This is a genomic window from Polyangiaceae bacterium, assembly GCA_015075635.1.
Classification (GTDB): domain Bacteria; phylum Myxococcota_A; class Polyangia; order Polyangiales; family Polyangiaceae; genus JADJKB01.
In genome coordinates this window covers 3,152,031-3,164,317 of record JABTUA010000002.1, presented here as the reverse complement: position 1 = coordinate 3,164,317, position 12,287 = coordinate 3,152,031, and the positions used below count along the sequence as shown (strand labels likewise).

The 12,287-nt window shown below is 70.2% G+C and carries 13 protein-coding genes; 7 read left to right on the top strand and 6 right to left on the bottom strand.

Going from position 1 to position 12,287, the window contains the following annotated elements; genetic code table 11:
- Window positions 1–221 precede the first annotated feature (221 nt).
- Window positions 222–554 carry a hypothetical protein gene (locus tag HS104_30270; protein MBE7484242.1) on the top strand — a complete coding sequence of 111 codons (333 nt, stop codon included), beginning with the start codon at window positions 222–224 and terminating at the stop codon, window positions 552–554.
- 50 nt (window positions 555–604) lie between these two features.
- On the opposite strand, the gene HS104_30265 is transcribed toward HS104_30270, so the two are convergent.
- Window positions 605–1,249, bottom strand: coding sequence for a methyltransferase domain-containing protein (locus HS104_30265; protein ID MBE7484241.1), 645 nt, complete (start codon window positions 1,247–1,249; stop codon window positions 605–607).
- A gap of 71 nt (window positions 1,250–1,320) precedes the next feature.
- On the opposite strand from HS104_30265, the gene HS104_30260 reads away from it, so the two are divergent.
- The gene (locus tag HS104_30260; protein ID MBE7484240.1) at window positions 1,321–1,869 is read left to right on the top strand and encodes a hypothetical protein; all 549 of its coding nucleotides are present in this window, start codon (window positions 1,321–1,323) and stop codon (window positions 1,867–1,869) included.
- A 242-nt stretch (window positions 1,870–2,111) separates the two neighbouring features.
- Window positions 2,112–3,224: a ribosome small subunit-dependent GTPase A gene (gene rsgA, locus HS104_30255; GenBank protein ID MBE7484239.1), complete on the top strand. Its 1,113-nt coding sequence runs from the start codon at window positions 2,112–2,114 to the stop codon at window positions 3,222–3,224.
- Between the two features lie 26 nt (window positions 3,225–3,250).
- On the opposite strand, the gene HS104_30250 is transcribed toward rsgA, so the two are convergent.
- Window positions 3,251–4,588 carry a hypothetical protein gene (locus tag HS104_30250; GenBank protein ID MBE7484238.1) on the bottom strand — a complete coding sequence of 446 codons (1,338 nt, stop codon included), beginning with the start codon at window positions 4,586–4,588 and terminating at the stop codon, window positions 3,251–3,253.
- Between the two features lie 406 nt (window positions 4,589–4,994).
- On the opposite strand from HS104_30250, the gene HS104_30245 reads away from it, so the two are divergent.
- The 3 genes from HS104_30245 to HS104_30235 all read left to right on the top strand — a co-directional run bounded on the left by HS104_30245 (window position 4,995) and on the right by HS104_30235 (window position 6,246).
- Window positions 4,995–5,429 carry a hypothetical protein gene (locus HS104_30245; GenBank protein ID MBE7484237.1) on the top strand — a complete coding sequence of 145 codons (435 nt, stop codon included), beginning with the start codon at window positions 4,995–4,997 and terminating at the stop codon, window positions 5,427–5,429.
- Window positions 5,430–5,569: 140 nt separating this feature from the next.
- Window positions 5,570–5,821, top strand: coding sequence for a DUF2191 domain-containing protein (locus tag HS104_30240; GenBank protein ID MBE7484236.1), 252 nt, complete (start codon window positions 5,570–5,572; stop codon window positions 5,819–5,821).
- Window positions 5,818–6,246, top strand: a complete 429-nt coding sequence (locus HS104_30235) for a PIN domain-containing protein (GenBank protein ID MBE7484235.1) — start codon at window positions 5,818–5,820, stop codon at window positions 6,244–6,246. The genes HS104_30240 and HS104_30235 overlap by 4 nt, the downstream gene beginning before the upstream one ends.
- A gap of 96 nt (window positions 6,247–6,342) precedes the next feature.
- Here the strand turns inward: HS104_30235 and HS104_30230 are convergent, their stop codons facing one another.
- From HS104_30230 to HS104_30215, 4 genes are all read right to left on the bottom strand, one after another.
- Window positions 6,343–7,005 carry an SCO family protein gene (locus tag HS104_30230; GenBank protein MBE7484234.1) on the bottom strand — a complete coding sequence of 221 codons (663 nt, stop codon included), beginning with the start codon at window positions 7,003–7,005 and terminating at the stop codon, window positions 6,343–6,345.
- The gene (locus HS104_30225) at window positions 7,002–7,790 is read right to left on the bottom strand and encodes a formylglycine-generating enzyme family protein (GenBank protein ID MBE7484233.1); all 789 of its coding nucleotides are present in this window, start codon (window positions 7,788–7,790) and stop codon (window positions 7,002–7,004) included. The genes HS104_30230 and HS104_30225 overlap by 4 nt, the downstream gene beginning before the upstream one ends.
- Window positions 7,791–7,800: 10 nt before the next feature.
- The gene (gene nirK, locus HS104_30220; GenBank protein MBE7484232.1) at window positions 7,801–8,877 is read right to left on the bottom strand and encodes a nitrite reductase, copper-containing; all 1,077 of its coding nucleotides are present in this window, start codon (window positions 8,875–8,877) and stop codon (window positions 7,801–7,803) included.
- A 390-nt stretch (window positions 8,878–9,267) separates the two neighbouring features.
- Entirely contained in the window at window positions 9,268–11,502 is a 2,235-nt protein-coding gene (locus tag HS104_30215; GenBank protein MBE7484231.1) for a zinc-binding dehydrogenase, read from the bottom strand.
- A gap of 182 nt (window positions 11,503–11,684) precedes the next feature.
- On the opposite strand from HS104_30215, the gene HS104_30210 reads away from it, so the two are divergent.
- Window positions 11,685–12,242: an FAD-dependent oxidoreductase gene (locus HS104_30210; GenBank protein MBE7484230.1), complete on the top strand. Its 558-nt coding sequence runs from the start codon at window positions 11,685–11,687 to the stop codon at window positions 12,240–12,242.
- The last annotated feature ends 45 nt before the right edge of the window (window positions 12,243–12,287 follow it).

The following is a 12,287-nucleotide window of genomic DNA, read 5'->3' as shown; positions in this document are numbered from 1 at the left end:
GGGGTTCGCGCGTGAGCAGCGTCGTGCCTCGGCGCAAGCGCCGCGAGACGAAGCCGGGCTCGCGGGAAGTCCAGCGAGCGGTCAGGGAGTCCCCCAGCGATTCGAACCAGCGCTTCTTCCTGCGAGGGTCACGCCGGTGGTAGTCATCGTCGTCGTCATCGCGGCGGGCACTGGCCAACACGTTCAAGCGAGGGTTTCCCAAGTCCCTCGACGGAGCCCCCATGGTGTTGCCGCTCGAGACCTCGACGCTACGACGGATGCTCAATCAGTGGTTCGCTCGCTGTGGCGTCGAGCCTCGCGTGGTAGCCGAGTTCGAGGACAGCGCGCTGCTGAAGGTCTTCGGCGCGGACGGGGTCGGCCTGTTCGCGGCGCCTACCGTCGTCGAACGGGAGATCTGCCGCCAGTACGCCGTATCCGTCGTCGGTCGAGCCCCCGAGGTGAAGGAGCGCTTCTACGCCGTCTCGGGCGAACGTCGGCTCAAGAACCCCGCCGTCGTCGCGATCTCGGACGTCGCGCGCCACGAGCTGTTCGGGCGCGGCGCCGCACCACGTTGAGTGGCGAAGGAGGGTTTCAGGCCCGCTTCTCAAGACCTGGAGAAGCGGGTCTAGACCCGCGGGGCGCTGCCGCCGGTGGTCGCGCGCCTCGCGCGGATCACGGCATCGACGCCCGTCCCCGTGACGGCGCGCGCGCGCTCCGCCGCCACCTCGAGCACCCACTCCCTCTGATCGAGCACGGCGAGAGCGCTCTCGACGGAGACTTGCACCTGACCCGCCGCGGCCGTCGGCTCTCCGGTCGCGGGATCGATTGGACGGTGGCCGACGACGAACAACGTTCCGCCGGGTGCGACTCCGCTCGCCAGGCGCTGCACCATTTCTCCGACCGACCCCGCGACATGAACGTAGAGGCACATCACCAGGTCGAAGTGGCTGGGCGGCGGCGCCCACACCGCCAGGTCGCCCTCACGCCAGGCGATGCGCTTGGCGATGTCCGGGCCCAACGCCTCGGCGGTCGAGCGAGCGTGCGCGAGCGCACTCGCCGAGAAGTCGACTGCCGTGACCTCCCAACCGTGCGCGGCGAGCCAGAGCGTCTCCGCGCCGTGGCCGCAACCAGCGTCGAGCGCACGCCCCGGACGAAGTCCCGTCAGCTCGGCGACCAGATACGCATTCGGCGGACGCTGCGCGACCTTGTCCGGGTGCTCCCGCAGTGTCTTCGCCCAGAGCTGTTCCCAATACGAGCGGTCGTAGCCCATGCCGAGCAGGTTCTCCGCAGACCTTGGTCCCACGACGGCACGGACGATTCAAGCGCTCGTCCAAATGAGCGATGTTCGGAGCCGAGGACCACACGGCGCGGGAGCGTACCGCTTCGCCCAGCGGCGTCGTTTTCACACGGAGCGGGCAGGCGAGCTTCCCTTCCACCTGGGTGCTCGATGAGCTCGCGAGCGGCGAGCTCCACCTGACGGGGCTGTTCTCGCTCTCCGGCCACCTGACGGAGGACAACGCCGAGCAGCTCCTCGCCGAGGCGCGCGGGAAGTCCAAGCGACAGCTCGAGGAGCTGCTCGCCCGCTGGTTCCCGCGACCGGACGTGCCGCCGACCATCACCCCCGTCACGCTCGAGCCTGCGCAGTGGGAGTTGTCCACATGGCCCGGCGCAGGTAACCCGGCTCCGCCGCCTCTCGGTCGCGTCGAGCCGCTCTCGCCGGAGAGCGTTCGCGTGGATTTCACCGCCCGCGCTGCGTTCCGCGACAAGCTCGAGCAGGCCAGTGCCCTGCTCAGCCACACGGTGCCCAGCGGCGACCTCGCGACGATCCTCGAGCTCGCGCTGGACCCGGGGAGAACCGATCGAGAGTGCGTCCTCCAGGTAGCGGCTTGACCGGCTGCGAGGAGCCGCTATGGTGTCGTCCGTCGCGGGTGGCCGCGGCAGAGAGGAGCACGCCGATGACCTGGAACATCTCTTTCGCCGATCGTGTGTGCTCCGCCGTCGCGACGCGCTGAGCCCGTCGCGATCCGACCACTAGAGAGCCCGCGCCGCCCGCCCGGCGGCGCACACGCCTTTTGCCCGTGTCTCGCGGGGCGCGCCTGCTCGCGCTCTGCCTCTGCTCGGGGACTTCATCGATGTATCACGACCTGGAAACGCCGGCGCTCAGCGCGCTCGGCTTCGACGACCACTTCGCATCTCAGTTCTCCGACCCCGACGCTTGGGACCGCGCCGCGCGCGTCGCGGTCGAGCACCGCGGTCGCTACCTGCTGCTCTCTTCGACCGGAACGCGGGAGGGCGTGCTCTCCGGACGCCTGCGGCACGCTGTCGGTTCCACCGCTGAATTGCCCCGCGTGGGCGACTGGGTGGAGCTCGGGCCCCTCTCGGGCAGCGGAGTAGCCGTGATCGCGCGCGTGCTCGAACGAAAGACCTCGTTCGTGAGGCGCGACCCCGGCGATCCCCACGGGCTCCAGGTGATCGCCGCCAACATCGACGCGGCGTTCGTCGTGTGCGCCGAGTCCGGAAGCGACGACGACCGCGTACGACTGCGGGGAGTGAACCCGGCTCGGCTCGAGCGCTACGCGACCGCCGTGCGGCAGAGCGGCGCGCGCCCGGTGTTCGTGATCAACAAGCTGGACCTCGCGGCCGACCCGGAGCAGACCATCGCCCACGTCCGCGCGGTAGCCCGGGGCGCGGAGGTGATCGCGACCAGCGCGTTCACCGGCGCCGGCATCGAGCGGCTCCGGGCTGCCATCGGGCCGAGCGAGACGCTGGCCCTCGTGGGGCCGTCCGGCGTCGGCAAGTCCGCGCTCACCAACCGCCTGCTGGGCCGCGAGGTCGAGCGGGTGGGCGCGGTGCGCAGCGACGACGAGCGAGGCCGCCACACTACCACCCACCGCGAGCTCTTCGTGCTGACGGGCGGAGGGTTGCTGATCGACACGCCCGGGATGCGCGAGCTGGGACTCTCCGGAGAAGACGGCGACGTCGACGCGGGCTTCGACGAGATCGCCACGCTCGGCAGCGAGTGCCGCTTTCGCGACTGCCGCCACGCCGGCGAGCCGGGGTGCGCCGTGATCACCGCGATAGCGCGCGGGGAGCTCGACGAGCGCCGGCTCTGGAGCCGCCAGAAGCTAGAGCGCGAGATCGAACACGCACGCCAGAAGCTCGACCCACGAGCGCGAGCGGCCCAGAAGCGCATGTTCAAGACCCGCGCGCGAGCCCATCGACTGCGCGACAAGATGGGCAAGTGAGCGCTCGCGCCAGCGCGAGCCTTCGTTCAGTTCGCGCAGTCGAAGCGGGCGGCGAAGAGCTGGCTCGGCATGCCCTTCAGATCGTGCCAGGCGGCGATCGCGCTCTTCGCATCCGGGGAGCTCGCGAGCGAGAGGCTGCCGAGCGGGGCGCCGAGCAGGGGCTCGACGTGGATGGGAGCCGTGGAGGATTGGGTGCTGTCGTCCAAGCGATGGAAGCGCAGCGCCGCGCAGGGCTCGTTCTTGCAGACCGGGAACGGGTACCAGACCAAGAGCGCCCGGTTTCCCATGGGCGCCAGCGCGAACGGCGCCACGTCGCCCGGATCGACCACGTCGACCAGCTCGGAGGTCGGCTTGCCCTGCGCGTCGACCGCGAGCGCTCGGAGCGGGCCCGCCGGGATCCCCAGCGCCGTTTGGAACACGACCCACGCCCCGCCGTCGGCGCGAGGAGCGAGGCGGAGCGCGACGATGGGTTCTGCCAGCGTGAGCTCGTGCCGGAGCTCTGCGGAGGAGGGATCGGCTCCGTCTCCGAGGCGTGCGATCTGCAGGCGCGTGGGCGGACCGTCGGCCCACGCGTCGAGGCCGCAGGTCTGGAACGGGCGACTGGTGCTGAATGCCACCAGCGTGCCCGACGGCGACGACCAGCCTGCGGCGAGGAGCGGAGACGTGGCGCACCCGAGCCACCCAGGGGCACCGACCTTCGCGCCGCTCACGCTGGCGAAGGAGAGCTGATGCCCCCCGCTCTCGTACGCGACGACGTAGGCGTCTTCGGGCCCGCTGTCCGAGCGCGCCAGGAGCAGGCGGGGCGCTCCCACGTCGACCGGGGGCGACGACGTGCAGGAGCCGATGGTCGCCAGGGTGTCCTGCGGATCGATCGTGGCCAGGCGCAGACACGGCGCGCCAGCGACGCCGTGCAGCACGGCGGAGGTGCTCTTCTTAGCGTTGGCAGCGGCAACGAACGGGTCGTTCACGTCGGCGAAGATGGCGGCCGCCCCCACCAGGGGCGGCGACCACGCCCCGGACCAGGGCGAGAGCCAATCTCCCTTCACGATCGTCTTGCCGGAAGGGCTCGTCGTCTCGAAGACGACCTCGACGCTCGCGCCGAGCGCCACGAGAGCGGGATTCAGTCCGTCACCGCTGGGCTTCAGCACCTCGATCACGTCTCCGACACGCGTGAGCCCGTCGCAGGGCGCACCCGCGGCGCCGCCCGACGGCGCTCCGCCCGTGGACGCGCCCCCGACTCCTCCCGCGCCGCCGGTGCCCGTCCACCCTGCAGCAGCGGCCGTGCCCTCCGTGCTGTCGGCCACCTTCCCGCAGCCTTGGAGCGACACGACGAGCAGGAACCCCGGAACCGTCGTGCGTCGCATGCGGCCCAGGTTAGCGCTCGCGCTCGGTCCGCGCTCGCGCCTCGCGCGTCGCTCGAGGGTTCGCGCGGCGGCGACGGGGCGGTCGCGGCGCGAGCTTGGGCCGGACCGTGCTAGAGTTCAGGTTCTCGAGAGCGGATCGATCATGGGTGTGGACGAGCCGAGCGATGCCGGGACCCTCCGCTTCTCTGCTCTCGTGAACGAGTCCCGAGCTCGCCGTGTCCACCTTTGGCTCGGTGCGCTGCTGTCCATCTCGAGCTGTCGTCCGGCCAGCGACGCTCGTCCGACGCCCGCGCCGGAGCCCCGGGTCGAGCTTGTCTCCGCCCCGGACCCCACGGGTGCGAGTGTCCCCGACGCCTCGGTGGAGATCGCGCCGGCTCCGCCCCAAGAAGCTGGGACTGTCGATGCCGTGAGCGACGCAGCGCCGCCCCCGCGCGCGCCGGTGCCGACGCCCACGCGCGATGCGCTGGTGCAAGCGGTGCTTGACGCCCTGGCAGCCGGCGACCTCGAGGCGTTGCTGGCGCTCACCCCCACTCCGGCGGAGATCGAGAGCGCCTGCGGAGCCGCGGACAAGCTGAGACCGGACGGTCGCGAAATGCTCTCGTACGCCATCCGGCGGTGCGGCGGATTTGTCCCCCCTGGATCCAAAGCGAAGGCCGTGGCTGGAGGAAAGGTCACGGGGCCCTACGCGAACTGTCCAGTCGTCGCGTTCTCCAAGTTCCTGACGGTCACGATCGATCACCCCAATGGCTCTCGCGGCGAAGCGGAGGTCCGCATCGACGAGCCGGCGAAGCTGGGCCAGCGCTGGGTGATCCTCGACAACCCGCGCTGTCAGCTCAAGTAGGCGCGACGCTGCGGTATCTTCAGTGGCGGCGGAGTCGTGGCGGGCAGGGCGCGTCACCGGGCGTGTCTCGGTCCTTCGGTCACGCGCGCGGCTCGTGGCGCCCTTGCCGGGCTGGCTGGGCAGCGATATGGTTGACCCATATGAAGACAACCATCGATATTGCTGACCCGATCTTGCGGCGGGCGAAGCAGCTCGCGGCCAAACGTGGGACGACGTTGCGGGTCGTGGTCGAAGAAGCGCTGCGCGAGAAGCTGTCAGCAGAGGCGGACGGCGAAGGCGACGCGGAGGGCGTCGACACGCACGCGGTCCGCGGCCGCGGCCTGCAGCCAGGCCTCTCTTGGGAGGACGTGCGCACGCTGCGCGATCTGGCGTATGAAGGCCGCGGGACGTGATCGCCATCGACACCAACGTCCTCCTCTATGCTCACCGAGCGGACTCCCCGTGGCACGCCGCCGCTCGGGCGCGCGTCCGCGAAGCCTCGCGGCGGCCGTGGGCGATTCCGTGGCCCTGCATCCACGAGTTCATCGCGATCGCGACTCACCCCCGTGTGTTCGATCCGCCCTCGTCTCTGAGCGACGCCCGCCGGGCCGTCGAGGGCTGGGTCGCATCGCCGAAGCTCGCGCTGCTCGCCGAGACCACTGGGTACTGGAGCACGCTGGACGCCGTGCTCCGGGACGGGAAGGTCGTCGGGCCCCGCGTGCACGACGCCCGAATCGCCGCCCTGTGTCTGGAGCACGCCGTGAGCGAGCTCTGGACGGCCGACCGCGACTTCTCCCGGTTCTCCAAGCTGCGCACGCGGAACCCACTGATCGGCTGACGCGCGAGCTCGCTCGAGCCGCAAGGCGCACGGCCGTCGCCGCGAAGAGCACTCCTTCGGCCTCAGGCGACGCCGGGCCGACGGACTGCGAGCGGATCATCCCCCCGTCAGCAAGCCCCAAGCACGAGCGATCGGCGAATCGACGCGCTCGAGCGCGCTCACCGCCCCGTCGGGAGGCCCTTTGAGGCCATCCATGCGGTAGCGGGGCATGCCGCGCCGATCCAGAACGGTGATCACGGTGGAGTGGTTGATGGCGCCGTTGTCGAGCTTCTTGTAGCGGATGCCGAGCACCGCGGCGAGCTTGCGGACGTCCGCTTCGCTGCTCCTGGCGAAACGGAACAGGCTCTGATCGGTGCGATGCCGTTCGGCGAGCTCCTTCATGGCCGCTGGCGTGTCGCGCTCCGGGTCGAAGCTCACCAGCAGCACGCGCACGTCCTTGCGAGTCGTCTGGTCGAGCTTGTCGATGATGCGCTTCACGTCGGAAATCAGCGTCGGACAGGCGAAGGGGCAGCTGCCGTAGAACATGCTGATGATCACCGGGTGCCCGGCGAAGGCGTCGAGGCCGAGCGCCTGGCCGTCCTGGTCCGTCAGCTCCATCGAGACCTGGTAGAGGCTCGCTCCCTGCACGGCTCGACCGGCTGGCAGCGTGGCGTGCGGAACGTCCGCCTCGCTGGTCTCCGGTGTGGGTGGGGAAGACGGGGCGCGGGAGCAACACGAGAGCGCCAGGCACGCCGCGACGGTGAAGATGGAACGGTTCATCGGGTCTCCTTCTCGACGTCGCGGGCACAGCGGAACCCCAGGTGCCGGGCGACGAAACGTGCTTCCAGCGAGCTTCTGAACGCGATGCGCATGAACGCTGCATAGTCATCCGGATCACGGGCGCGCAGCGCTCCAGCGCCACAGAAGGTGTTCTTGTCGTTGTCGGTCGTGTCACGGCTGTCCGCCGTCACCATGTTGGAGTTGAAGTCGAGCACCCACTCCCAGACCAGGCCGTTCATGTCGTGGACCGAGAGGCTGTTCTCCGCTCCGCCGCCGACGTCACGCTCGGGGCCCCGGGACGGCTTGGCGTACCAGGCGAGCTGCTCCGCGGCCGGGCTCTCCGCGGCGACGCGCTCCCACTCCGCCTCCGTTGGCAGGCGCGCGCCGGCCGCTTCGCAGAACGCGCTCGCCGCGAACCAGCTCACCTGGGTGACCGGGCGCCGTGCGCCGGCGTCACCCAGATCATCGGGAGCAGCCCAGTGCGCGAGGTACGCAGGGTCGGCGAACAAGCGCGAGACACGATCTCGGCGCCACTCGGGGTGACGCTGCACGAAGCGCAGGAAGGCCCCGTTGGTGACTGGAGTGTCCGCGAGGTCGTGCTCTCCGATCGCGATCTCGGTCTGGGACTCACTCGGCGCGAACTGTGGTCGCTGAGTGCCGGCCGGAATGCGCACCCAGTCGATGCTGGCGCGGGGCTCGGGCCAGAGCGCTCGCTCGACGAGGTCCGGGTGCTTCGTCGCCACCAGCGTCAGCAGGGAGAGCCCGATCAGTGCGAGGGAGCCCATGATCCGACCCTCAGTTCGGCTTCCATTCGCGGGCTTCGAGCTGCCCGGAGAAGGTCGCCTTGTTCTCGTCGCCGCTCACGCGGAGCGTGCCGAGAGCACCCTTGTGGAAGGTGCGGAAGATCGAGTGGTCCACCAGCGCGTAGTCACCCGGGACCTCGACCCGAAACTCGACAATCGCCGAGCCGCCGGCCGGAATGAGCGTCGTCTGGACGTTCTCTTGATGGCGAGTCCCGCCCTCGGTGTAGACCTTGTCGAAGATCTCACCGATGACGTGGAAGCTCGACACCAGGTTGGGACCCCCGTTGCCGACGTAGAGCCGCACGCGCTCCCCGACCTTGGCTTTCAGCGCATTGTCGCCGGTGAGCGCGCCCTCCCGACCGTTGAAGAGCACGTAGGTGGGGCGCTCGTCGATGGCCTTCGCTTCGTCGAATCGAGCCAAGCCGGGCTCCCGGTACTTGCCCGCCGTGTAGAACTCGCTCTGCATCACGTAGTACTCGTGATCGACGGGGGGCAGGCCTTCCGGGGGCTCGACCAAGATCAGGCCGTACATCCCGTTCGCGATGTGCATGCCGACGGGCGCGGTCGCACAGTGGTAGACGAAGAGGCCCTGGTTGAGCGCCTTGAACGAGAACTTCGTCTCGTATCCCGGGGAAGTGAAGGAGCTCTCCGCTCCTCCGCCAGGTCCGGTCACCGCGTGCAGGTCGACGTTGTGCGGCATCTTGCTGTCGGGGTGATTCTTCAGCCGCACCTCCACGGTGTCGCCTTGCCGCACGCGGATGAACTGCCCCGGCACCTTGCCGCCGAACGTCCAGAACGTGTACGTGGCGCCGTTGGCGATGGGCAGCTCGAGCTCGCGCGTCTCGAGCTCCACCACGACGTGGGCCGGCTTCTTGCGCTCCACGGGTCTCGGAACTCTGGGCGCATCGGTGAGCTCGGCGACCACCGGCGCCCCGACGGCCGGGCCGAAGTCCCCCTTCTCGGAGCCACCGGTCGAGCCGAGGCGCTCGCGCTGGACATCCGGGGAGCGGCCGCAACCGAAGGCGGCGAGCAGGGCAACGACAGAAAGTAGTGCGGACACGGGTCGCATGGACGGACCTCCGGCAAGGGGTTCGGATGCCGGGCGCAGCGTCAGAGCTGGGTTCTTCCCGGCTTGCCCCCGCCTTTCACGCGCCGTGCCAGCCGCAACGAACCCCCAACTTGACCAGGATCAAGTCGAATTCAATGGATATTTTTATCCACTGACAGTCCGATCCCCGCGCGAGCTTTGCGCCCGCGCTCGCCTCCCGCGCAAGTTTGGCACCGGTTCAGGCCACGAGCGCTCGAGAACAGACGCAGGCGAGCGCCAGTTGCGCCTCCTGGCCGGGTCTCGGCGGGCGTTCGCGCAACCGCTGCGCCAGTCCAGCGCGTCGGACGCAGTCAGGCCGGGAGCCGGCGATGGGGCTCAGCGCGGCATGGCGCGCGGCGAGGGCCGCCCCGCTCAGGTTCGCCTCGAGCCCCGCCGAGGCGCTGCACCACCTGCCCTAGCGGAAGCCTGGAGCGCGGAGAGGTTTTCCATCGCGCGACGCTCCAGACTCTGCGCCCCCGTAGTCCGGGCGAGCTCCAGGGCCTCGAGATAGTCCTTCGCCGCCGCGGCGGGGTTCGTGCGTTCCACCTGCTCGCCGCGGATCCGGAGCAGCTCCGGTAGGAACACGCTCTCGTCGTGGCTGATCGCGAAGGAGATGATCTCGCCGGTGAGGCGGCTCGCCTCCGCAGCGTGCCCGGACGCCCTCAACACGTCGATCAGGACCTGCCCGAGCAACGTGGAGCATGTCGAGACTTCGGTCAGCCGCTGGTTCAGGTCGTCGAGGAGTGGCCGAATCTCCTCGAGCGAGAGCGGGGCGCGGCGGGCCTTCGCCCACAGCGCGAAGGCCTTTGCCTCCGTCTGGAGCCCCAGATCGGGCGCCGCGACCCGGACTGCCTCGATCGCCTCCACCTCGGCGATCGGCAGCGGATCGCGACGCAGGTACCGGAGCCTCGCGCGGACCACGTGCCCGAGCGCTGGCAGGACCGGGACTCCGGTCCTCGCCGCGAGGTCGATCGTCGCCTGCGCCTCGGCCAGGGCGCGCTCGGCGTCCCCCATGACCCAGCGCACGCACGCGAGATGGCCCAGAGCGAGCGTCCTACCGGGGAGGTTCGCGTGAAACACAGACCGCTCGTGCTCCGAGGGAGCTAGCTGTTCGAGCAGGCGAACCGCGCTGCCGAGGTCGGCGGTGAAGAACGCGGTATACGCCCGGGCGAAGATCCCGGAGTGGAGAAGCACCGGATCCAGCTCGTGGGCTTGCTCGATCGCCTCGAGCTCACCGTGCAGCTCCGCCGCCTGGCGGTAGTCGGCAGTGATCATGTGGTAGTTGCACAGCCGCGTGAGCGCTGCGTACACGCTCGGCGAGTCATCGAGCGTGCGCGCGATCTCGATGGCCCTCGAATAGACCGAGAGCGGCTCCCGGCCGGCGAAGGTCGTCTTGAACGAGGTGGAGCTCACCTGTCGGCACATGGTCCCCAGGATCTCGAGCTCGAGACGGTCGCGCTCACGGCCCGCGGGCAAGCGGGGCAGCAGATCCAGCGCGCGGGCGCACAGGGCGATGGCGTCGGAGGTGGCGTATCGGAGGCCGGCCTGTCGTCCCGCTGCCGCATAAGCGGGAACCGCTCGCGCCGCATCGCCCGCAGCCTCGAAATGCTGGGCGAGGAGGTGCGGGCTCTCGCCGGCCAAGAGGTCGCGCTCGAGCGCCGCGGCAACGCGCTGATGCCACCGCTGGCGCCGCGCCGCGCTGCTGCGCTCGACGCACACCTCCTGGACCAGCGCATGGGTGACTCCGTGGTTTCCCGCCTCGAGCATCTCCCCGAGGGTAGCGAGGTCCTTCTGGTTCACGAGCCCGATGGGCGATCGGAACGTCTGTCGGGTCGTGACGCCGACGATCTGCGCCCAGACCTGGCGACCCATGCCGAGCCACTTGCCCCCGCCCTCTCCCCCGAGGATCACCAGAGTCCCCGTCGGCGCGAGCGCGCGGCGCAGGGCGGACACACTGCGGCTGCCCGCGAGGTCGATGATGACGTCGTAGGTGCGGTCGCCCGCGGTGGCGTCCTCGCGCGTGTAGTCGATGACGTGCGCCGCGCCCAGAGAACGCACGAAGTCCAGCTTCGCCGTGCTGCAGACGCCGGTCACCTCGGCGCCCATCGCGCGCGCGAGCTGCACCGCGTAGGAGCCGACGCCGCCGCCCGCACCCGTGATGAGCACCGTCTGCCCTGCTTCGAGCCCCGCCGCGCGGAGGCCCGTGAGGGCGGTCGTCGCTGACACGGGCACGGCCGCCGCCTCCGCGAAGCCGAGGTTCGGGGGCTTGTGCAGGAGCTTGGAGACGGAGGCGCGCGCGTACTCGGCGAAGGATCCCTCCCCGACGCCGAAGACCTCGTCGCCCGGTGCGAAGGTGGTCACGTTCGTGCCCACCTCCTCGACCACCCCCGCTAGCTCGATCCCGCGCACGGGGTTCTTCGGTCGGCGCAGGCCAAAGGCGAGTCGCACCGCGTAGGGCACCCCCTCCATCAGGTGCCACACCCCGAAGTCGATGCCCGCGGCGTGGACCCGGACGATGACCTCGCCCGCGCGCGGCCGAGGACGATCGATCTCCCGGAGTTGCAGTACGTCGGCCGATCCATAGCGGTCTTGAACGATGGCTTTCATGAGGGTCTCCCGAGCGAGGTCAGGGCTCGAACCTACCCACGGGCACCCACCGAGGATTGAACGAAAGGGCTGCCGCGTGGCCCCGCCGCCCCGGTCCCTCGAGCCATCTTGGCCGTGGTGTCGCAGCGGTCGTGTGCAGGCCTCGAGTTGACATCGGGCCGGCGCTTCTCGATATCAAGCGCATGACCGACGTGTTGGTGATCGGAGACGGTCCGGGCGGCCTGAGCGCCGCGCTCTTCCTCGCGAAGAACGGCATGGACGTGGTCGTTCACGGCCAGGACAAGACGGCGATGCACGCCGCGCTGCTCAGGAACTACCTGGGCATCCCCGAGATCCTCGGCAGCGACTTCCAAGCCGTCGCGCGCCGGCAGGTCGCCGCGCTCGGCGCGAAGGTCCTGGGCACGCGCGTCGAGGCCCTCGCGAAGCAGGGAGACGGGTTCCAGGCGACGCTCGAAGACGGCGCGACCGTCCGAGCGCGCTACGTGATCCTGTCGGAGGGCAAGTCGCCGCGCCTCGCGCAGATGCTCGGCCTCTCCCACGATCCGGCGACGGGGCTCGCCACGGACAAGAACGGGCGCACCGCCGTGCCCGGGGTGTACGCCGTCGGGCGCTCGACGCGACCTGGTCGCAGCCAGGCCATCATCAGCGCCGGCGACGGCGCCGCGGCGGCCATCGACATCCTCTCGATCGAGAAGGGCGAGTCCGTGACGGACTGGGACTCGCCGCCGGAGGGTGGCTGACCGCGGTCGGGTGTAAGCCCCGAGCCCGCCAGGCGTTGCCCCGGG

Bases quoted from the DNA above. Each gene is read 5' to 3' on its own strand.
- HS104_30240 (MBE7484236.1), top strand. From the start codon at position 5,570: ATGAAGACAACCATCGATATTGCTGACCCGATCTTGCGGCGGGCGAAG.
- HS104_30210 (MBE7484230.1), top strand. From the start codon at position 11,685: ATGACCGACGTGTTGGTGATCGGAGACGGTCCGGGCGGCCTGAGCGCC.
- HS104_30250 (MBE7484238.1), bottom strand. From the start codon at position 4,588: ATGCGACGCACGACGGTTCCGGGGTTCCTGCTCGTCGTGTCGCTCCAA.
- HS104_30260 (MBE7484240.1), top strand. From the start codon at position 1,321: ATGTTCGGAGCCGAGGACCACACGGCGCGGGAGCGTACCGCTTCGCCC.
- HS104_30225 (MBE7484233.1), bottom strand. From the start codon at position 7,790: ATGGGCTCCCTCGCACTGATCGGGCTCTCCCTGCTGACGCTGGTGGCG.
- HS104_30230 (MBE7484234.1), bottom strand. From the start codon at position 7,005: ATGAACCGTTCCATCTTCACCGTCGCGGCGTGCCTGGCGCTCTCGTGT.
- HS104_30265 (MBE7484241.1), bottom strand. From the start codon at position 1,249: ATGGGCTACGACCGCTCGTATTGGGAACAGCTCTGGGCGAAGACACTG.
- rsgA (MBE7484239.1), top strand. From the start codon at position 2,112: ATGTATCACGACCTGGAAACGCCGGCGCTCAGCGCGCTCGGCTTCGAC.
- HS104_30215 (MBE7484231.1), bottom strand. From the start codon at position 11,502: ATGAAAGCCATCGTTCAAGACCGCTATGGATCGGCCGACGTACTGCAA.
- HS104_30270 (MBE7484242.1), top strand. From the start codon at position 222: ATGGTGTTGCCGCTCGAGACCTCGACGCTACGACGGATGCTCAATCAG.
- nirK (MBE7484232.1), bottom strand. From the start codon at position 8,877: ATGCGACCCGTGTCCGCACTACTTTCTGTCGTTGCCCTGCTCGCCGCC.